The organism is Cryobacterium sp. Hz7 (assembly GCF_004402815.1).
Lineage (GTDB): Bacteria > Actinomycetota > Actinomycetes > Actinomycetales > Microbacteriaceae > Cryobacterium > Cryobacterium sandaracinum.
In genome coordinates this window covers 199,789-219,534 of the sequence record NZ_SOFB01000049.1, presented here as the reverse complement: position 1 = coordinate 219,534, position 19,746 = coordinate 199,789, and the positions used below count along the sequence as shown (strand labels likewise).

Here is a 19,746-nt window from a genome sequence, read left to right as displayed (position 1 = left end):
ATTTCGCACCGTTTTCGGGCACAAAAAAAGGGCCGATCGGATGATCGGCCCTGTCTGCGAGGTGCGGTGGAGCGGAAGTGCAGTCGAGCGGTGGTGAGAAGGTTACTGCTGGCCGTCCTGGCGACGATCCCAGCGTTCGTTCATGCGATCCATGAAACCGCGCTGAGATGACCGCTGCTGCTGGTTCGGACGGGAGCGCGGAGCGGATGCGGACATCCGCCGGGCGGACTTGCTGGGCGTGGTCGCGAACAACACCCCGGCGAACATGATGATGAAGCCGAGGACACCGAGCCAGAGCTGCTGGATGGCCACGCCGGCGATGAGAGCACCGATGCCGGCAACCGCGGCCAGAACCCCGATGGAAATCGAGCGGTAGTCGGGCCGGAGGCTGCTGCCACCGACGGTCGCCACGAAATCGGCGTCATTGTGGTAGAGGCCGCGCTCCATTTCTTCGAGGAGTCGCTGCTCTTGTTCCGAAAGCGGCATCTCATTCCTCCTGTTTGGGATCGCGCTGTGCTTCACCGATTCTAACCCCGCCGTGATGGCTAGGCTAGGCAAGTGGCGCAAAGCAATCATCTGATCGATCTGGTTCATTCTCGCATCGACGAATTCCTCGAAACCCGTTTACCAATTGTGACTACCATCAGCTCCGATCTCACGCCGCTGGTGGAGTTCTCACGGCAGTTTCTCAGCGGTGGCAAACGCTTCCGGGCGCTGTTCTGCTACTGGGGCTGGCAGAGCGTCGGCACAGGCGGATCCACTGGTGCGAACGGGGATTCCGACCACGCCCTGACCGCGCTGGAGCCGGTCATCTCCGCGGCGGCGGCCCTGGAAATCTTCCATGCGGCAGCACTCGTCCACGACGACATCATCGATAATTCGGATACCCGGCGCGGCGCGGCCTCCGCCCACAAACTCTTCGAGGGCATGCACGGCCAAAGTGGATGGGCAGGCAACCAGGTCGCGTTCGGCCGGGCCGCCGGAATCCTTCTCGGCGACCTCTTGCTGGGCTGGAGCGATGAGCTGCTCGACGAGGGGCTCGCGGCAGCCACCGACGCGTCGGCCGCGGCCCGGGCACGGATAGAATTCAACCGGATGCGCACCGAGGTCACTGTGGGCCAGTACCTCGACATCTTCGAAGAACGCGCCTGGTTCTCCCAACCCGAAACAGAACTCTTCGACCGGGCGCTGCGGGTCATCGTCTTCAAGTCGGCCAAGTACAGCGTGCAGGCGCCGCTCGTGATCGGCGCAGCCCTGGCCGGCGCCGGCCCGGACCACCTCGACGCCCTGCGTGCCTTCGGACTGCCGCTCGGCATCGCATTCCAACTTCGGGACGACCTGCTCGGGGTGTTCGGCGACGCCTCCGTCACCGGCAAACCGAGCGGTGACGACCTCCGAGAGGGCAAACGCACTGTACTGGTCGCTCTGGCGCGCGAGAACCTGACGGACACGGCCCGCGAGAACCTGGACGCGCTCCTCGGCGACCCGCTGCTGACGGAAGCACAGATCGGGATGTTGCAGCGCGCCATCGTCGACAGCGGCGCCGTCGAGCGGACGGAGGCGCTCATCGACTCGAACGTCGCCGAGGCCCTCGCAGCTCTCAAGGGATCACCGATCAGCGGCGCGGTCACGACGCGGCTGATGGAGCTGGCCGAGACGGTGACCCGCCGGGCGTTCTAGGAGCGCGGAAAAGTCAGGCGAGCGCCTGGGCGACCCGGCGCACTTCGGCCTTACGGCCGGCAAGCAGTGCCTGGACCGGGGGAACGCCGAGGCTGCCGTCGACCTCAAGGAGCCAGCGCATCGCCTGCTCGTCACTGAAGCCGTCGTCGGAGAGCACGATCAGCGTGCCGCGCAGCTCGGGCAGCGGGGCGCCGTCCCTGATGAACGCGGCGGGAATCTGCAAGGGGCCGTTGTCACGGCGCATGGCGAGCAGCTGCTTGTCGTCGATCAGCTGACGCACGCGGCTCTGGCTGACGCCGAGCACCCGGACGAGGTCGGCGATGGACAGCCACTCTTGATCTGAGAACGATTCGGTCACTCATCAAGCCTCCCATGATTCGACGGGGCGGACAAACTCTCATGGCGCAAACGCGCGTGTTGATGCCCAGAATGGGGGCCAACCTGATTGACTGGGCAATGCTGTGCCAGCACCGCTGTCGCACGCGATCGACGGGAGCGGAATGTCGGCACCAGCCAGCAGGAACAGTCCAGCCAGCAGCACCAGCGACGTGAATCCTTCGACGCCCGGTGCGGGCCACCACCGGCACGCCACCGAACGACGGGGTCTGGGCGTCCTGGTCACCGTCCCGCTCGTGCTGATCAGCACGATCGCGATCAGCCTGAACCTGGCGTCGCCGGCGGATGCCGCCACCATCGCGAAGAAGCCCCTCAAGAGCAAGAGCATCCTGCCGACCGCGGTGCCCGCCGGCGCAGGTCGGCAGAGTATCGCCGCCGTCGCGGCGCCGACCCAGTACCAGGTCGTCGAAGGCGACACCGTGAGCAGCGTGGCCGGACGATTCGGTCTCTCCACCGCATCCGTGCTCGCCCTCAACGGCCTTGGCTGGTCCGCGGTGATCTTCCCGGGCCAGATGCTGACCCTGGCCGGTCTGGCGCAGCCGTCCGCTCCGGCTCCGGCGCCCGTCGCCGCCGAGATCTCGCGGTACCTGATCCAGAGCGGGGACACGCTTTCCGGCGTTGCCGCCGCGCACGGGCTCTCCCTCGAGGCCCTGCTCCGCGTGAACGGGCTCGACGCGGGAAGCATCATCTTCCCCGGGCAGGCCGTCGTGCTGCCGCCGGGCGACGGTGCCGCGCCGGTCTCGGCCGCGCCGGCCGCAGCCTTCGCCCCGCTGAATGCTTCCGGCACGCACACGATCGCCGCCGGCGAGACCATCGGAGCCCTCGCGGCCGCGGCGGGCGTCTCGGTGCAATCCGTTCTCGACGCTAACGGCCTCGGCTGGTCCAGCATCATCTACCCCGGCCAGGTCCTGTCGATCCCGTCCGGCTCCGTTCCCGCGGCGCCGGCGATGGAATCGGCGATCCTCATCGAGGAGGCCGCCCCTGCGCCGTCTGCAGCGCCCGGCGCGGTAACGCCGCTCAGCGAGGACATGCGCCGGTACGCCGAAATCATTATCGCGAGCGGTCGCCGCGCGGGTGCCGGCGACTCCGCAATCGTGATCGCCCTGGCCGCCGCGGCCCAGGAATCCGGGCTGCGCAACGTGCAGTACGGCGACCGCGACTCCCTCGGCCTCTTCCAGCAACGCCCCAGTTTCGGCTGGGGAACCCCCGAGCAGGTGCTCGACCCGGAGCGGGCCAGCCTCGCCTTCTTCGGCGGCCCCGTGAACCCCAACCCCGGCATCACGCGCGGACTGCTCGACATCCCCGGCTGGGAGTCGATGACCGTGACCGAGGCCGCGCAGACCGTGCAGATCTCGGCTCACCCGAACCACTACGCGAAGTGGGAAACATCGGCCCGGGCCTGGCTGGCCGATCTCGGCTGACCTGCAGCTCGCATCCGCTCAGGCTTGAAAACCCTGACTTGCGAGTGTTCCGGCACAGGGAACGGCTTCGCAATCCCTAGACTCGACTAGTGAGCGATACCCCTGCCGATCCCATGGTCGGTCGTCTGATAGACGGCCGCTATCAGGTGCGCTCACGGATCGCCCGCGGTGGCATGGCCACCGTGTACCTCGCGACCGACCTGCGCCTCGAACGCCGGGTCGCCATCAAGATCATGCACGGGCACCTCGCCGACGACAACACGTTCAAGGCCCGGTTCGTGCAGGAGGCCCGCTCGGCCGCCCGGCTCGCGCACCCGAACGTGGTCAACGTCTACGACCAGGGCCAGGATGCCGATATGGCCTATCTGGTCATGGAATACCTGCCCGGCATCACTCTGCGCGACCTGCTCAAGGACTACGGCCGGCTCACCAGTGAGCAGACGATGGACATCCTCGAGGCGGTGCTCTCGGGCCTCGCCGCCGCGCACAAAGCGGGAATCGTGCATCGCGATCTCAAGCCGGAGAACGTTCTCCTGGCCGACGACGGGCGCATCAAGATCGGCGACTTCGGACTCGCCCGGGCCGTCAACAACAACACGGCCACCGGGCAGGCCCTGCTCGGCACGATCGCCTACCTCTCCCCCGAACTCGTCACGCGGGGCATCGCGGATGCCCGCAGCGACATCTACGCGCTCGGCATCATGACCTACGAGATGCTTACCGGCGAGCAGCCCTATGTCGGCGAAGCGCCCATGCAGATCGCCTACCAGCACGCGAACGACAACGTGCCCATACCAAGCGCGCGGATACCCGCGATTCCGCACGAGCTCGACGAACTGGTGCTCTGGGCCACCGCCCGCGACCCGGAGCAGCGCCCCCGGGACGCACGTGTCATGCTCGATCAACTGCTCGACCTCGACAAGCTCGTGCGCCCGACTCCCCCGGCGACCGGACAATCCGCGACCATGGTGCTGCCCGGCGGCGTGACCGCAGCGGTGGCCGACGCGGACACCCAGATCCTCGGCGGTGCCCCGCTCGCCCCGGCGGTGGCCGGCGTGGCCACGGCGGCTTCTGCCTCGGCACCCGCCACCACCATTCTCCTGGCCGACAAGGCCCGCACACGCAAGTTCCGCGGTTTCTGGCTCTTCGCGCTGGTGCTCATGCTGGCAGCCCTTGCCGGCGGAACCGGCTGGTTCTTCGGCAACGGCCCCGGCTCGGAGGTCCCGATTCCCGCCCTCGTCTCGGTGTCCCCCGACGACGCGACCGCCCAGCTCACCGGGCTCGGGCTGGAGGCGGCGCTCGGCACCGAGTTCAGCGGCACCATCCCCGCCGGCCTCGTCTCCAGCACCAACCCGGATTCGGGCACCCGCGTGGCGAAGGGCAGCACGGTGACGCTGCGTGTATCCCAGGGCCCGCAGCCGATCGTTCTGCCCGTGCTGGCGGGATTGACGGCCGATGCTGCGACCTCCGCCGTCACGGAGCTGAAGGCAGGCATCGGGGCGACCGATTCCCTCTTCGACGACACCGTGGAATCGGGCCTGGTCATCTCCGCGAGCCGCGAATCCGACGCCGGGGACGTCTCCCAGGGTGGGGACTACTTCGTGGGCATGAACGTCAATCTGGTTCTCTCACTCGGCCCCGTACCGGACGTGTCCGGCGAATCCGTCAAGGACGCCACCGCGATCCTGGCGGAGAAGGGGCTGCTCGTCACCCCCGGCGACGAGGTCTACAGTGAGTCGATCGCCGAGGGAGACGTTGTGAGCGCGGTCCCCGTGAACGAAGGTCCCGTGCGCACCGGCGACACGTATGCACTCACTACCTCCCTCGGCCCGGCACCCGTCACGGTGCCCAACATCGTCGGCCTCCCGTGGAACGAGGGCAAGCAGGTGCTCACCGACCTGGGATTCAAGCTGAGCTACAATCTCGGCGCGGATGCCATCGCACCGCTCCTGAGCGTCGCATCGACGAATCCCGAAGCCGGCACCGCCGCGCCCAAGAACAGCACCATCACCCTCAAGCCGACGAACCCGTTCGGCTAGACAGCCGTCCCGGCCTGGCCCCGGCCGTACCCGGCGGTTCCCATGCCGGAGCGGGCACCCGGGGCCGGGTTAGCGAGCGGCAAGCTCCTCGGCAACCAGGAAGGCGAGCTCGAGCGACTGCATGTGATTCAGGCGCGGGTCGCAGAGCGACTCATAGCGGGTCGCCAGCGCGGCCTCGTCGATGTGCTCGGAACCACCCAGGCACTCCGTGACGTCGTCGCCGGTAAGTTCGACGTGAACGCCGCCCGGGTGTGTGCCGACGCCGCGGTGCGCCTCGAAGAAGCCGCGCACCTCGTCGACGACGTCGTCGAAACGACGGGTCTTGTACCCGGTGGGCGTGGTCACACCGTTGCCGTGCATCGGGTCGGTGACCCAGAGAGGCTTGGCCTCACTGGCCTTGATCGCCTCCAGCAGCGGCGGCAGGGCGCTGCGCACCTTGCCCGCACCCATCCGGGTGATGAACGTGAGACGACCGGGTTCGCGGTTCGGGTCGAGCTTGTCGACCAGGCGCAGCATGTCGTCGGTTGACGTGCTCGGGCCGAGCTTGACCCCGATCGGGTTGCGCACCCGGGAGAGGAAGTCGACGTGCGCACCGTCAAGGTCACGGGTGCGCTCCCCGATCCAGATGAAGTGCGCGGAGGTGTTGTACGGCGTGCCCGTGCGGGAATCGATCCGGGTCATCGGACGCTCGTAGTCCATCAGCAGACCCTCGTGGCTGGTGTAGAACTCCGTCCGACGCATGGCTTCAAAGTCGGCGCCGCACGCGATCATGAACTTGATCGCGCGGTCGATCTCCTTGGCCACCTTCTCGTAGCGCTGGTTGGCCGGGTTGGCGGCGAAGCCCTGGTTCCAGCTGTGCACCTGGCGCAGGTCGGCGAAACCGCCCTGCGTGAAGGCACGGATCAGGTTGAGGGTGGAGGCGGCGGTGTGGTAGCCCTTGACCAGGCGGGCCGGGTCGGCCTCGCGCGATTCGGGTGTGAAATCGTAGCCGTTGACGATATCGCCGCGGTAAGCCGGCAGGGTGACGCCACCCCGGGTCTCGAAATCGCTGGAGCGTGGCTTGGCGAACTGGCCGGCCATCCGGCCCATCTTGATCACGGGCATCGACGCGCCGTACGTCAACACGACGGCCATCTGCAGCACGGTCTTGACCCGGTTGCGGATCTGCTCCGCGGTGGCGCCGCTGAACGTCTCGGCGCAGTCCCCGCCCTGCAGCAGGAAGGCATGGCCGCCGGCGGCCTCGGCGAGCCGGTTCCGTAGGATGTCGACCTCGCCGGCGAAGACGAGCGGCGGCTGCGTGGACAGTTCGGCAGATGCCGCGGCAACCGCATCCGCGTCGGCCCAGGTCGGCTGCTGCTTGATCGGGAGGGTGCGCCAATAGTCCAGGCCGGCAACCACAGATCGATCTGCGAGCACGACTGGTTCGGTGGGGTCTACCACGGGACTATTCCTTTTTTGTCTGGTCCGGCAAGAAAAATATTGCGGGCCGGGCTATCGGGTCGGGGTCTGTCGGCCCCTGGGCAACCGTCTGATTCTATCGGGTCAGGCTGGCCCGCTTTTCTTTCACGCTGGTCGCGTAGACGTCCACATACTCCTGCCGGCTGAGGGCCTGCAGCTCGTACATCAGCTCGTCGGTCACGGACCGGAGCACAAACCGGTCGCCCTCCATGCCGTCGAAGCGGCTGAAGTCGAGGGGTTCGCCGATCACGATGCCGATCCGGCGCACCTTCGGGATGCGGGTGCCCGTCGGCATGGCCTTCTCAGTGTCGATCATGGCCACAGGGATGACCGGGACCTCGGCCTCGAGCACCATCCGCGCCACGCCGGTGCGGCCCCGGTACATCTTCGCGTCGGGACTGCGGGTTCCCTCAGGGTAGATGCCGAGCACGCCGCCGGCACCCAGGACGCGCAGGCCGGTGTTGAGGGAATCCTCGGATGCCTTGCCACCCGACCGGTCGATCGGCAGCTGGCCGGTGGCCTTGAAGAACTGGCGTGTCGCCCAGCCCTTGAGCCCCTTGCCCGTGAAGTACTCACTCTTTGCGAGGAAGACGACGCGACGCGGAACGACCAGCGGCAGGAACACCGAGTCGATGAACGACAGGTGATTGCTCGCGAGGATCACACCGCCCTCTTTGGGGATGTTCTCGAGCCCGACCACCCAGGGCCGGAAGATAGCCAGCAGCAGAGGGCCGATGACAATGTTTTTCATGAGCCAGTAGAACATCGTTGCTCCCTCGGTAACCCGGAAAGCCTACTGCGCGAAAACGTGTTTCCGCGCCAGGTCGGCCGCACCGACGACACCGGCGTCGTTGACGAGCTGCGCGATGGCGAATTCGGCCTCCGGGTGGAAGCCCCTGGCCGGCAGATTTTCGAGGTACGCGGCGCGGATGGGCTCGAGCAGCAGTTCACCGGCAGCGGCGACGCCCCCGCCGAAGACGAAGATCTGCGGGTCAAGTACGGCCGCCAGGCTTGCGCAGGCCTGCCCGAGCGAGCCGCCCAACTGCCTCAGGGCGGCCAAGGCGCCGTTGTCACCGTCCTGGATCAGCCGGCCGACCTCTTTGCCGGTCAGCTTGCCCTTGCGCTCACGGGCAGCCGCGAGGCCGAGGCCGATTCCGCCGGCATCCGCCAGCTCGGTGGCAATTCGAAGCAGGGCGCGACCCGAACCGTACTGTTCGATGCAGCCGTGGGCGCCGCTGCCGCAGAGGCGACCGCCGGGCACCACGCGCAGATGCCCGAGCTCGGCGGCACAGCCGAAGCCACCGCGGAAGAGACGGTTGTCGGCGACGATAGCTCCGCCCACTCCGGTGCCGATGGTGAGGGTGACCATGTCGGTGTAGCCCCGGCCGGCGCCGAAGGTGAATTCCGCCCAGCCCGCGGCGTTCGCGTCGTTCTCGATCAGGATGGGCAGGTCGAGCCGCGCCTCGAGAGTGGCCCGAAGCGGCTCGTGGCGCCAGTTGACGTTGGGCCCGTAGTAAACGGTGGACTGGGCGGCGTCGATGAAGCCGGCCGCGGCGATCCCGGCGGCGACGACCTCCTCGCCCCCCGAGAGCTCCGTGATCATGTCGACGACGGCGTCTTCGATCCCGCGAGGATCGCTCGCGGTGGTCGGGCGTCGATCCGAGCGGATGATCGTTCCGAATTCGTCGACCAGGGCCGCGGCGATTTTGGTGCCGCCGATGTCGATACCAATGGCGTGCACAGAGGACTTCTTTCGTCGATGGATAAAGTGGGGCGCTCTGCGGGGCGAGACAACGAAGCCGGTGCGTCCCCCTAGAGTGTAGTGAACCAAGACACGGCCAGGCGAAACGGCTGCTTCCACGAAGTGACGTGGATAGAGTGAGGCAAATCGCCCGCCCGGTTCCAGAGGAGCTCCCGTGAAACAGTACGATCTGCCCGCCATCGTTCCCGCAGACCCACAAGCCAATGTCACCGATCTCCTGGTCGAACGCCTCAAGGCGACGCCCGACTCCGTGTTGTTCTCACTGCCGAGAAACGGAGCTTGGTCCCCCGTCACCACCACGGAGTTTCATGCCCAGGTCGTCGCGCTGGCCAAGGGGCTCGTCACGGCAGGAATCCAGCCCGGAGACAAAATCGGCTTGATGTGCAAGACCCGGTATGAGTGGACGCTGATCGACTTCGCCACCTGGTTCGCCGGTGCCGTGCTGGTCCCCGTTTACGAGACCAGCTCCCCCATCCAGATCCAGTGGATCCTGGGTGACTCCGACGCCGCGGCGGTGATCGTCGAGACCGCCGAGCACTTTTCCCGCTTCGACGAGGTGCACCCCGAGCTCGGCAGCGTGCAGAAGGTCTGGCAGATCGACCTCGGTGACCTCGACAAGCTCGCGGCCTCCGGGGTCGACGTGCCGGATGCCGAAATCGAGCGGCGTCGCTCGCTGGCCGTGGGTTCGGACATCGCCACCCTGATCTACACCTCGGGTTCCACCGGCCGTCCCAAGGGCTGCGTGCTCACCCACTCCAACTTCGTCGAGACGTCGCGCAACTCGGCGGTGGCGCTGAAAGAGGTGCTCACCGACGCGAACGGCGCTTCCACGCTGCTGTTCATCACCACCGCGCACGTTTTCGCCCGGTTCATCTCGGTTCTCTGCGTGCACGCCGGTGTGCGCGTCGGTCACCAACCCGATACCCGGAAGCTGCTCGAATCGCTCGGCACCTTCAAACCCACTTTCCTGCTCGCAGTGCCGCGGGTGTTCGAGAAGGTCTACAACTCCGCCGAGCAGAAGGCGCTGGCCGCCGGCCGAGGCAAGATCTTCGAGACGGCCGCCCAGGTTGCCGTCGACCACTCGATGCTGGTCGATCAGGGCAAGAGCGTTCCGCTGATGCTCAAGCTCAAGTTCACGCTCTTCGACCGTCTGGTCTACAGCAAGCTGCGCGCGGCCATGGGTGGCAACGTGAAGTACGCCGTCTCCGGTTCGGCTCCACTCGGCATGCACCTGGGTCACTTCTACCACAGCCTCGGCATCAAGATCCTGGAGGGCTACGGCCTCACCGAGACAACCGCGCCGACCACCGTGGGTCTGGCCACCAAGTTCAAGATCGGCACCGTAGGCCCACCGCTTCCCGGCGTCTCGGTGCGCGTCCTGGACGACGGCGAAATCGAGGTCAAAGGCGTCAACGTCTTCACGGAGTACTGGAAGAATCCCGTGGCCACCGCGGCCACCTTCCACGACGGATGGCTCCGCACCGGTGACATCGGCGCCATGGACAGCGACGGCTTCCTCACCATCACCGGGCGCAAGAAGGAGATCATCGTCACGGCCGGCGGCAAGAACGTCGCCCCGGCGGCGCTGGAAGACCCGATCCGGTCCAACCCGCTGATCGGCCAGGTGGTCGTCGTCGGCGATCGCAAGCCGTTCATCGCCGCCCTGGTCACGCTCGACCCCGACATGCTCGCGGTCTGGTTGAACAACAACGGCGAGGACGCGGGAATGACGCTGGCCGAGGCATCCGTCAACGCGAAGGTTCTCGCCGAGGTGCAGCGCGCCATCGACCACGCCAACGACCACGTATCGCGGGCGGAGTCGATCCGCAAGTTCACGGTGCTGACGACCGAGCTGACCGAAGCCGCCGGGTACCTGACCCCGAAGCTGAGCATCAAACGGGACATCATCCTGCGGGACTACGCCGATCAGATCGAGGCGATGTACCTGGGCGCCCCGGTGACCGGGACGAACCCGGTCAGCAGCTAGCACTCCCCGCGACGACCAAAACAGGTCCCGTCGTCACAGTGGCGACGGGACCTGTTTCGCGTCGTCCGGCCGCCTGGGTCGGAACCAGTAGATAAGGGAGCCCCAGCGCCGTGCCCAGCGTCGAACCAATTCGACGGAGATTCTGCCGTAGAACTGCCGTTTCTGCACGTTGGGGGACGTTTCCGGCAAAATCTCCGTCGAATTCGTGGGGGGGCGGAGGCCCTTTAAGGCCTCGGACCCGAACGACTGGGGTCAGAACCAGCTCGACGCGCGGACCTCTTTCATGGCGGCCCGCCGGTTCTCCTTGTCGAGGCGGTCCAGGTAGAGCAAACCGTCGAGGTGGTCGGTCTCGTGCTGCAGGGCCTGGGCCATGATCCCGGACCCGGAGAGTTCGACCGCCGTGCCGTCGAGGTCGATGCCGGTCACCCGGGCGAACGGGTACCGTTTCGTGGGATACCAGAGGCCCGGCACCGACAGGCAGCCCTCGTCGACGAGCTCGGGCTCCCCCGAGACCTCCACGAGGACCGGGTTGAGGATGTACCCGATCTCGCCATCGACGTTGAAACTGAATGCGCGCAGATTCACGCCGATCTGGGAGGCCGCGACGCCGGCCCGGCCGGGCAGTCGCACACTGTCGACCAAGTCCTCGATCAGGCTCCGCACCCGGGCGTCGATCGTGCCGATCGGGTCGGAGACGGTTTTGAGGACGGGATCTCCGAAGAGACGGATCTGGCGCTCGGGCAAAGGTGACTCCAAGTCATGGATGCGGGGGTACAGGGGTACCGGATCGGTTTAGACGCCGCGGTCGGCCGGAAGACCCTCCACGACGACGGCCGCGAGGGTGCGGGCCGCGAGCCGGGTGATGGGCTTCAGATCGTCGAAGGAGATGATGCTGCCCGCGGCGAGCTGCGGGTCCCAGGGGATGCGCACGATCTCCCGCACCCGAGAGCGGAAATGCGATTCGATCTCTTCCAGCTTCACCAGATTCGTGCCCTGTGTCGCCGTGTTGAGCGCGACGACCGCGTTGCGAACCAGGTCGCCGTAGCCGTTGGCTTCCAACCAGGTCAACGTTTCGGACGCCAGCCGCGCCTCGTCGATGCTGCCCCCGGAGACGATGACGATCGAATCGGCCCGCTGCAGCGTGGCACGCATGACGGAGTGCACGATTCCGGTGCCGCAGTCCGTGAGCATGATCGAGTAGTACCGCGCCGCCAGGTCGGCGACGACGTTGTAGTCGTTCTCGTCGAAGGCCTCGGAGAGGAGCGGGTCGGTGTCGGATGCGAGGATGTCGAGTCGGGTCGCGTCGCGGGAGACCAGCGACGAGAAATCGGTATAGCCGCCGATGGACGCGGCCTTCGTGACCACGTCGCGCACGGTGGACCGGGTCTGTTTCGTGACCCGCTCGGAGAGGGTGCCCCGGTCGGGGTTCGCGTCGACGGCGATGATGCGGTCTTCGCGGGCATCGGCCAGGGCCATGCCGATCAGTGCGGTGACGGTCGTCTTGCCGACCCCGCCCTTGCGGGTGAGGATCGGCACGAAGCGGGTGCCGCCCTCGAAATCCTTGCGGATGCGCGCGTCGAGTTGTTTGGAGGCGCGCACCGTGGCCGAGTCGCCGAGGTTCACCAGATGCAGGGTCGCCGAGTAGACGAAACTGTTCCAGGCTCCGCGGGGCGGCGGTTTGGTGCGACGGTTGACGGCCAGCAGCCGATCGGGCGTGAGCATGGCGGCGGACTCGGGGGCCGGTCCGCCGGCGGGGCGCAGACTCTCCCGGCGGGTGTGCGGAACGGCGTCGCTCACGGCCGGACCGGAGAGGGCGCGGACCGCCCCCGTGACGGCTGCGGACAACCGATCGGCGCGCGCCACGGCCGGGGTGCTGATCTCGATCGTGTGCGTAGCCGGGCGTTTCAGGTTCTCCGGCAGGGCCGCCGCCAGGTTCACGATCGTGTGCGGCGGTAGTTCGCTATGGTACTCGTCTCCCGGCTCGGCGAGAGGCTCGATGGAGGCGTCCGGACCGGACGCCTCGGCGCCTGTGCGCTTATCTGACAAAAAGATCAGTCCCTTCGTCGATAGATCGCACCAAGCCTAGCGTGGACGCACCACCACCAGCAGATCGCCCGCGTCGACCTGCTGGGTCCGCGGCACGGCCACCCGTTCGATGTTTCCCGCGATGGGCGAGGTGATCGCGGCCTCCATTTTCATGGCCTCGATCGAGGCGACGGCCTGCCCGGCCTCGACGGTGTCGCCCTCCTCGACCTGGAGGGTGACCACCCCGGAGAACGGCGCGGCGATCTGGCCCGGCCGGTTGGCATCCGCTTTTTCGGCGACCTTGATGCTGACCGTGATGTTGCGGTCCCGCACGAACACGGGTCGGAGCTGTCCGTTCAGCGTGGTCATGACGGTGCGCATGCCCTTGTCATCGGCCTCGCCGATGGCCTCAAGCCCGACGTAGAGGCGCACGCCCTTGTCGATCTCGACCGCGTGCTCAATGCCCTGCTGGAGACCGTTGAGGTAGTCCACCGTGTCGAGCACGGACAGGTCACCGAAGAGTTCCCGGATCTGCTCGAATTGGCGCGTGGGCGCCGGGAAGAGCAGCTGGTTCAGCATCATTCGGCAGGTGAGGCCGTCGCTGCCCAAGGCCGCGCGTTCCTCCTGGGTGAGCTCGGTGATTCCGACGCGGACGTTGCGCCCGGCGAGAACCTTGCTGCGGAAGGGCTCGGGCCAGCCGCCGGGCAGGTCGCCCAGCTCCCCCGCCATGAAGCCGATCACGGAGTCGGGCACGTCGTAATTGCCCGGGTTCTCAGCGAAGTCGGCCGGGTCGGCACGCACGGCGGCGAGGTAGAGGGCGAGGTCGCCGACCACCTTGGAGGACGGCGTCACCTTCGGTACCCGGCCGAGGATGTCGTTGGCCGCGGCGTACATGTCCTCGATCAGTTCGAAGTCGTCGGCGAGGCCGAGCGCGACCGCTTGCGTACGCAGGTTGGACAGCTGGCCGCCGGGGATCTCGTGCTTGTAGACGCGGCCGGTGGGCGCGCGCAGACCGGATTCGAAGGGATGGTAGACCCGGCGTACATCTTCCCAGTACGGCTCGAGGTCGCAGACGGCCTGTAAGGATATGCCGGTGTCGCGTTCGGTGTGGACGAGCGCGGCGACGAGGGACGACGCCGACGGCTGGCTGGTGGTGCCGGCCATCGGGGCGCTGGCCACGTCGACCGCGTCGGCGCCGGCGCGGCTGGCCGCGAGCAGCGTGGCGAGCTGGCCGCCCGGAGTATCGTGCGTGTGCACGTGCACCGGGAGGTCGAAGCGCGACCGCAGGGCGGTGACGAGCTTCTCGGCCGCGGCGGGGCGCAGCAGGCCGGCCATGTCCTTGATCGCGAGGATGTGCGCGCCGGACTCCACGATCTGCTCCGCGAGCCGGAGGTAGTAGTCCAGGGTGTAAAGCTTCTCGGCCGGGTCGAGCAAATCGCCCGTGTAGCAGAGCGCGACCTCGGCAATGGAGGAGCCCGTCGCCAGCACGGCGTCGATGGCCGGGCGCATCTGCGAGACGTCGTTGAGGGCGTCGAAGATGCGGAAGATGTCGACGCCTGTTTTGGCGGCCTCGCGCACGAACGCATCGGTCACCTCGGTCGGGTACGGAGTGTAGCCGACCGTGTTGCGGCCGCGAAGCAGCATCTGCACGTTGATGTTCGGCAGGGCCTCTCGCAGCGACGCCAGTCGTTCCCAGGGGTCTTCGCCGAGGAAGCGCAGCGCCACGTCATAGGTGGCGCCGCCCCAGGCCTCGATCGACAGCAACTCCGGGGTCATCCGGGCCACATACGGGGCCACGGCGACGAGGTCGCGGGTGCGCACCCGGGTTGCCAACAGTGATTGGTGGGCGTCGCGGAAAGTGGTGTCCGTCACGGCCAGGGCGGTCTGGGCACGCAGGTCCGCGGCGAAGCCGGCCGGGCCGAGCAGCTGGAGCCGTTGGCGGGAGCCGGCCGGAGCCGGTTCGGACAGATCGAGCTTCGGCAGCTTCTCGGCCGGGTTCAGCAGGGTCAGCGGCACCCCGTTGGGCTTGTTGACGGTCACGTCGGCGAGCCAATTCAAGATCTTCGTGCCGCGGTCCTTGGAGGCGCGGCCGCGCAGCAGCTCCGGGCGCTCATCGATGAAGGAGGTGCTCAGGTTGCCGGACGCGAAGTCCGGGTCGTCGAGCACGGCCTGCAGGAACGAGATGTTCGTGGACACGCCACGGATACGGAACTCGGCCAGGGCGCGCTTGGATCGGGTCACGGCGGACGGGAAGTCCCGGCCCCGGCAGGTGAGCTTGGCGAGCATCGAGTCGAAGTGCGGGCTGATCTGGGCACCGGGGTTGATTGTGCCGCCGTCGAGCCGGATGCCGGCGCCGCCGGGCGAGCGGTAGGTGGTGATCTTGCCCGTGTCCGGGCGGAATCCCATGGTCGGGTCCTCGGTGGTGATGCGGCACTGTAGGGCCGCCCCGCGCAACACGATCTTGTCCTGCGTGAGTTCGAGCTCACGGAGCGTCTGGCCCGCGGCGATGCGGATCTGGGACTGCACGAGGTCGACATCCGTCACCTCTTCGGTCACGGTGTGCTCGACCTGGATGCGCGGATTCATCTCGATGAACACGTGCTGGCCGGCGCGTTCGCCGACCGTGTCGAGCAGGAACTCGACCGTGCCCGCGTTCACGTAACTGATCGAGCGGGCGAAGGCGACCGCATCGGCGTACAGACGCTGGCGGATCTCGTCAGAGAGGTTCGGCGCCGGAGCGATCTCGATGACTTTCTGATGGCGGCGCTGCACGGAGCAGTCGCGTTCGAACAGGTGCACGGTCTCGCCGGAAGCATCGGCCAGGATCTGGACCTCGATGTGACGCGGCCGCAGTACGGCCTGCTCGAGGAACATGGTCGCGTCGCCGAACGCGCTGTTGGCCTCGCGCATGGCTTCCTCAAGGGAGCCGCGGAGATCGCTCAGCTGAGCCACCCGGCGCATGCCGCGGCCGCCGCCGCCGGCGACGGCCTTGGCGAAGATCGGGAACCCGATATCGTCGGCCGCGGCGATCAGCTCGTCGACGTCGCGTGAGGGCGCGCTGGACCCCAGCACCGGAACGCCCGCCGCGATGGCGTGCTCCTTCGCGGTGACCTTGTTGCCGGCCATCTCGAGCACGTGCTCGCCCGGGCCGATGAAGGTGATGCCGGCCTGGCGGGCCGCGAGGGCCAGCTCGGGGTTCTCCGAAAGGAAGCCGTAACCGGGGTAGATGGCATCGGCTCCGCTCTCCCTGGCCACCCGGATGATCTCGCTCACCGTGAGATAGGCGCGCACCGGGTGTCCCGGTTCGCCGATCTGGTACGCCTCGTCGGCCTTCAGGCGGTGCAGCGAATTGCGGTCCTCGAAAGGGAACACCGCCACGGTTTTGGCACCCAGCTCATAAGCCGCCCGAAAAGCCCGGATCGCGATTTCCCCGCGGTTGGCAACAAGAATTTTCGTAAACATGCAGACCTTTCAAGCGTGACGTCGCGCACAGCTGACGGTTAGGTTCTCCAAGACTAGTGAAGGTAACGTATCTACTTGTGCACGTACTAAGCGTTAGCTCCCTCAAGGGAGGAGTAGGCAAGACCACGGTAACCCTGGGTCTGGCGTCCGCTGCCTTCGCCCGCGGCGTGCGAACCCTGGTGGTGGACATTGATCCGCAGTCGGATGTGTCAACCGGAATGGACATCGAGGTCACCGGCCACCTCAACATCGCCGATGTGCTCGCCTCTCCCAAGGAGAAGGTCGTTCGCGCCGCCATCGTTCCCAGCGGCTGGACGCGCGGCCGCCCCGGCACCATCGACGTGATGATCGGCAGCCCGTCGGCCATTAATTTCGACGGGCCACACCCGAGCATCCGCGACATCTGGAAGCTCGAAGAGGCACTCTCCACGGTCGAAAAGGACTACGACCTAGTTCTGATCGACTGTGCTCCGTCGCTGAACGCCCTTACCCGCACCGCGTGGGCGGCCAGTGACCGCGTTGCCGTGGTCACCGAACCCGGCCTGTTCTCCGTGGCCGCGGCCGACCGGGCGCTGCGCGCGATCGAAGAGATCCGCCGCGGACTCAGCCCTCGTCTGCAGCCGCTCGGTATCATCGTCAACCGTGCCCGCGTGGCGTCTCTCGAGCACCAGTTCCGGATCAAGGAACTCCGCGACATGTTCGGCCCGCTCGTACTCAGCCCGCAACTGCCGGAACGCACCTCGCTTCAGCAGGCGCAGGGCGCAGCGAAGCCGCTGCACACCTGGCCCGGCGACAGCGCCCAGGAAATGGCGCGCTACTTCGATCAGTTGCTCGAACGCGTGCTGCGCACGGCCCGCATCGGCGAGTACGCGGAACAGCACTAGCCAGGGAGCGTCAGCCGGACAACGTTGACCGGATAGGTTGACCGGATAGGTTGACCGGATAGTGTCAGCCGCACAGCGTCAGCCGATCGTGTCGACTGCGTGTGAACGCTCCGCTAAGAGACCTTGCGGCTGCCCCGGCGAAGGGACAGCTCGTCCGACGGGTCGATCGGAAGGGTCTCCAGTTCGACCAGGCTCGTTTCGACCTCGCGTAGCACCTTGCCCACGGCGATGCCGAACACGCCCTGACCGCGGCTGACGAGGTCGATGACCTCATCGTCGGAGGTGCACAGGTAGACGCTGGCGCCGTCGCTCATCAAGGTGGTCTGGGCGAGGTCGCTGACCCCCGACTCGCGCAGTTGGTTCACCGCGGTGCGGATCTGCTGCAGGGAGATGCCGGTGTCGAGGAGCCGCTTGACCAGTTTGAGAACCAGGATGTCCCGGAAGCCGTAGAGACGCTGGGAACCCGAGCCGGCAGCACCGCGCACGGTGGGCTGGACCAGGTCGGTGCGGGCCCAGTAGTCGAGCTGACGGTAGCTGATTCCGGCGGCCCGGGCCGCCACGGCGCCACGGTAGCCGAGGTTGTCGTCGAGCTCGGGCATTCCGTCGGTGAAGAGAAGGCCGAGTCCGTAGCGCGAGGCATCGTCACGCTGATTCAGCTCGCTCATACGATGGCCTCTCGGAGGTGGGTCTGCGATACGGATGATCGCTGCATCCACGCTACCGAGGCGGACCGTCCTGATCAACGACATCCGGTCGAGTAAATTGGCGTGTCGGGCTCGACTACTTGGTCAGGCGCCCCAGGGCAGAACGGATCAGACTGCCGCGGATCACTTCGAGCTGGCCGGCGATCTCGACCGCCATTTCGGCGGCCTTAGCCCGGCTCGATGCGTCTTTACGGCGGGAGAGCGGCACGAGGGCACTCTCGATCAGGCCGAGCTCGCGTTCGGCCGCGCCACGGAATCCGCGCAGGTGGCGGGGCTCGATTCCGCTGCGCTGCAGTTCGACCAGGGCCCGCAGCACGCTGAGCGCGTCGTCGCCGTAGAAGTCGGCCGGCAGGATGATCGATGCGGAAACGGCGTCGTGCAGCAGCATCACGGAGGCCCCTGCTTCGCGCAGCAGTTCGTCGCGGTCCAGCCGGCGGGCGATCGACAGCATCGACGGTCCCGGCGTCACCCCGCCGGGCAGGGTCGGCGAGAGGCCCGCGTCAAGGTCGGCCAGGTAGCCCCGGATGACCTTGAGGGGGAGGTAGTGATCGCGCTGCATGGAGAGGACCAGGCGCAGCCGGTCCAGGTCACCGGCGCAGAATTTGCGGTAGCCAGACTCCGTGCGCGCCGGCGCGACCAGTCTCTGTTCCTCCAGAAACCGAAGTTTGGACGGGGTCAGTTCCGGAAATTCCGGCGTGAGCCGGGCAAGCACCTGTCCGATGCTGAGCAGTGACGTCGCGCCCGGCGCTCTGGCCTGGGCTGCGGACGCGGGCACTACTCGCTCGCCTGAAGCTTGAGGTCGTGCCGCGAGGCGTAGAACGTCAGCCGGAACTTACCGACCTGGACTTCGGCGCCGTCGTGCAACAGCGCGGTGTCGATGCGGACCCCGTCGAAATACGTGCCGTTGAGGGACACCAGGTCTTTCACCTCGAACTTGGATTCGTGGCGCAGGAACTCCGCGTGCCGACGAGATACCGTGACGTCGTCGAGGAAGATGTCCGCATTGGGGTGACGGCCCACAGTGGTCACGTCCGCATCCAACAGGAAACGAGCGCCGGCGTTCGGGCCGCGCCGGACAACGAGCAGCGCCGAGCCGGAGGGCAGAGCCGCGATGGCTTCCTGTTCTTCGGCCGTGACGTCACCGTCGAGTGATGCCAGTTGGGCCGCGAATTCCTGCCCGAACGTCATCGTCGTGTCGGTATTGGAATAGTTATCGGGCGCGGCCTTGCGCTGGGGTTCATTCGTCTTTTTGGAATCGTTCACCGTACACCTCCTGGTCCTCCAGCGTATCGGATGGAACGGGCTGAATTGCCCGCGGAATGCGAATCACCCGGACGGTCTCGACGGCGTAGATTATGCCTGCCCACCAGTAAAGAAACGCTCCCCAGATGCCAAAGGCCCAGCCCACCGGGAGCGACCACCAGGACACCGTGGGGAAGGCCTCTCCCAGCATGATCATCGGCAGGGCGTAGAAGAGGCAGAAGGTCGCGACCTTGCCGAGCTGGTGAACGGGCAGAGGCCCGAATCCGTAATTCGCGAGGATGACGCCGAGCCCGAGCAGGAACACGTCCCGTCCCACGATGACCAGGACGATCCACCAGGGCATCAGGTCGCGCCAGGCCAGTCCGAGGAGGGCGGCGAAGATGTACAGCCGGTCGGCGGCCGGGTCGAGCAGCTGGCCGAGCCGCGTGATCTGGCCGAACCTCCGGGCCAGGTAGCCGTCGAGGAAATCGGTGAGGCTGGCGACCATCAGCACCAGGAGCGCCCAGGCATCCTCTCCCCGCACCAACACGACCAGAAAGACCGGCACCAGCGCAAGGCGCAGCATGCTGAGCAGATTGGGCAGGGTGATCACTTTTGAGCTGACGCCGGTTCCCTCTGCCCCTGTCACAATCATCGAGTCTACCGACGCGGCGGCCGAACCGGAA

Annotated in this window: 17 protein-coding genes; 5 read left to right on the top strand and 12 right to left on the bottom strand. The window is 67.0% G+C overall.

The genetic code is table 11. The features are described from left to right. Positions 1-102: 102 nt before the first annotated feature. Positions 103-594, bottom strand: a complete 492-nt coding sequence (locus tag E3N86_RS11315; protein WP_338145468.1) for a DUF3040 domain-containing protein — start codon at positions 592-594, stop codon at positions 103-105. Between E3N86_RS11315 and E3N86_RS11310 the strand changes: the two genes are divergently transcribed. Beyond that, a complete protein-coding gene (locus tag E3N86_RS11310) occupies positions 559-1,680 on the top strand; it encodes a polyprenyl synthetase family protein (RefSeq protein ID WP_134372916.1) in 1,122 nt (373 codons plus the stop codon). The genes E3N86_RS11315 and E3N86_RS11310 overlap by 36 nt on opposite strands. Positions 1,681-1,693: 13 nt before the next feature. Here the strand turns inward: E3N86_RS11310 and E3N86_RS11305 are convergent, their stop codons facing one another. Next, positions 1,694-2,038: an Rv2175c family DNA-binding protein gene (locus E3N86_RS11305; protein ID WP_104099531.1), complete on the bottom strand. Its 345-nt coding sequence runs from the start codon at positions 2,036-2,038 to the stop codon at positions 1,694-1,696. 190 nt (positions 2,039-2,228) lie between these two features. Between E3N86_RS11305 and E3N86_RS11300 the strand changes: the two genes are divergently transcribed. Continuing rightward, positions 2,229-3,497 carry a LysM peptidoglycan-binding domain-containing protein gene (locus E3N86_RS11300; protein ID WP_241986048.1) on the top strand — a complete coding sequence of 423 codons (1,269 nt, stop codon included), beginning with the start codon at positions 2,229-2,231 and terminating at the stop codon, positions 3,495-3,497. Positions 3,498-3,586: 89 nt separating this feature from the next. Then, positions 3,587-5,536, top strand: coding sequence for a Stk1 family PASTA domain-containing Ser/Thr kinase (gene pknB, locus E3N86_RS11295; protein ID WP_134372910.1), 1,950 nt, complete (start codon positions 3,587-3,589; stop codon positions 5,534-5,536). 69 nt (positions 5,537-5,605) lie between these two features. Here the strand turns inward: pknB and E3N86_RS11290 are convergent, their stop codons facing one another. The 3 genes from E3N86_RS11290 to E3N86_RS11280 all read right to left on the bottom strand — a co-directional run bounded on the left by E3N86_RS11290 (position 5,606) and on the right by E3N86_RS11280 (position 8,735). Then, the gene (locus tag E3N86_RS11290; RefSeq protein ID WP_370295429.1) at positions 5,606-6,976 is read right to left on the bottom strand and encodes a class II 3-deoxy-7-phosphoheptulonate synthase; all 1,371 of its coding nucleotides are present in this window, start codon (positions 6,974-6,976) and stop codon (positions 5,606-5,608) included. Positions 6,977-7,070: 94 nt separating this feature from the next. Next, positions 7,071-7,760, bottom strand: coding sequence for a 1-acyl-sn-glycerol-3-phosphate acyltransferase (locus E3N86_RS11285; RefSeq protein WP_104099533.1), 690 nt, complete (start codon positions 7,758-7,760; stop codon positions 7,071-7,073). Positions 7,761-7,787: 27 nt separating this feature from the next. Beyond that, the gene (locus E3N86_RS11280; protein ID WP_134511958.1) at positions 7,788-8,735 is read right to left on the bottom strand and encodes an ROK family glucokinase; all 948 of its coding nucleotides are present in this window, start codon (positions 8,733-8,735) and stop codon (positions 7,788-7,790) included. Positions 8,736-8,910: 175 nt separating this feature from the next. On the opposite strand from E3N86_RS11280, the gene E3N86_RS11275 reads away from it, so the two are divergent. Beyond that, positions 8,911-10,743: a long-chain fatty acid--CoA ligase gene (locus E3N86_RS11275; protein WP_104099535.1), complete on the top strand. Its 1,833-nt coding sequence runs from the start codon at positions 8,911-8,913 to the stop codon at positions 10,741-10,743. A gap of 252 nt (positions 10,744-10,995) precedes the next feature. On the opposite strand, the gene def is transcribed toward E3N86_RS11275, so the two are convergent. From def to E3N86_RS11260, 3 genes are read right to left on the bottom strand one after another with little or no spacing between them, the layout of a single operon-like run. Next, a complete protein-coding gene (def, locus tag E3N86_RS11270; RefSeq protein ID WP_104099536.1) occupies positions 10,996-11,487 on the bottom strand; it encodes a peptide deformylase in 492 nt (163 codons plus the stop codon). 48 nt (positions 11,488-11,535) lie between these two features. Next, positions 11,536-12,789 (bottom strand): MinD/ParA family protein, encoded by a 1,254-nt coding sequence (locus E3N86_RS11265; protein ID WP_241976796.1) that lies wholly within the window; start codon positions 12,787-12,789, stop codon positions 11,536-11,538. A 36-nt stretch (positions 12,790-12,825) separates the two neighbouring features. Beyond that, positions 12,826-16,230, bottom strand: coding sequence for a pyruvate carboxylase (locus E3N86_RS11260; RefSeq protein WP_134372904.1), 3,405 nt, complete (start codon positions 16,228-16,230; stop codon positions 12,826-12,828). Positions 16,231-16,307: 77 nt separating this feature from the next. On the opposite strand from E3N86_RS11260, the gene E3N86_RS11255 reads away from it, so the two are divergent. Beyond that, a complete protein-coding gene (locus tag E3N86_RS11255) occupies positions 16,308-17,114 on the top strand; it encodes a ParA family protein (RefSeq protein WP_134372980.1) in 807 nt (268 codons plus the stop codon). Between the two features lie 113 nt (positions 17,115-17,227). Here the strand turns inward: E3N86_RS11255 and E3N86_RS11250 are convergent, their stop codons facing one another. The 4 genes from E3N86_RS11250 to E3N86_RS11235 all read right to left on the bottom strand — a co-directional run bounded on the left by E3N86_RS11250 (position 17,228) and on the right by E3N86_RS11235 (position 19,709). After that, positions 17,228-17,779 (bottom strand): MerR family transcriptional regulator, encoded by a 552-nt coding sequence (locus tag E3N86_RS11250; protein WP_104099539.1) that lies wholly within the window; start codon positions 17,777-17,779, stop codon positions 17,228-17,230. 115 nt (positions 17,780-17,894) lie between these two features. Further along, positions 17,895-18,593, bottom strand: coding sequence for a MerR family transcriptional regulator (locus E3N86_RS11245; protein WP_134511957.1), 699 nt, complete (start codon positions 18,591-18,593; stop codon positions 17,895-17,897). Further along, on the bottom strand, positions 18,593-19,006 hold the full coding sequence (locus E3N86_RS11240; protein ID WP_104099541.1) for an FHA domain-containing protein: 414 nt from the start codon (positions 19,004-19,006) through the stop codon (positions 18,593-18,595). Before E3N86_RS11240 ends, E3N86_RS11245 begins: the two co-directional genes overlap by 1 nt. 49 nt (positions 19,007-19,055) lie before the next feature. After that, positions 19,056-19,709 carry a CDP-alcohol phosphatidyltransferase family protein gene (locus tag E3N86_RS11235; RefSeq protein WP_255409007.1) on the bottom strand — a complete coding sequence of 218 codons (654 nt, stop codon included), beginning with the start codon at positions 19,707-19,709 and terminating at the stop codon, positions 19,056-19,058. Positions 19,710-19,746 lie beyond the last annotated feature (37 nt).

Excerpts from the sequence above, each read along its gene's own strand:
- E3N86_RS11260 (WP_134372904.1), bottom strand. The coding sequence starts at position 16,230 with ATGTTTACGAAAATTCTTGTTGCCAACCGCGGGGAAATCGCGATCCGG.
- E3N86_RS11315 (WP_338145468.1), bottom strand. The coding sequence starts at position 594 with ATGAACCAGATCGATCAGATGATTGCTTTGCGCCACTTGCCTAGCCTA.
- E3N86_RS11250 (WP_104099539.1), bottom strand. The coding sequence starts at position 17,779 with ATGAGCGAGCTGAATCAGCGTGACGATGCCTCGCGCTACGGACTCGGC.
- E3N86_RS11285 (WP_104099533.1), bottom strand. The coding sequence starts at position 7,760 with ATGTTCTACTGGCTCATGAAAAACATTGTCATCGGCCCTCTGCTGCTG.
- E3N86_RS11240 (WP_104099541.1), bottom strand. The coding sequence starts at position 19,006 with ATGACGTTCGGGCAGGAATTCGCGGCCCAACTGGCATCACTCGACGGT.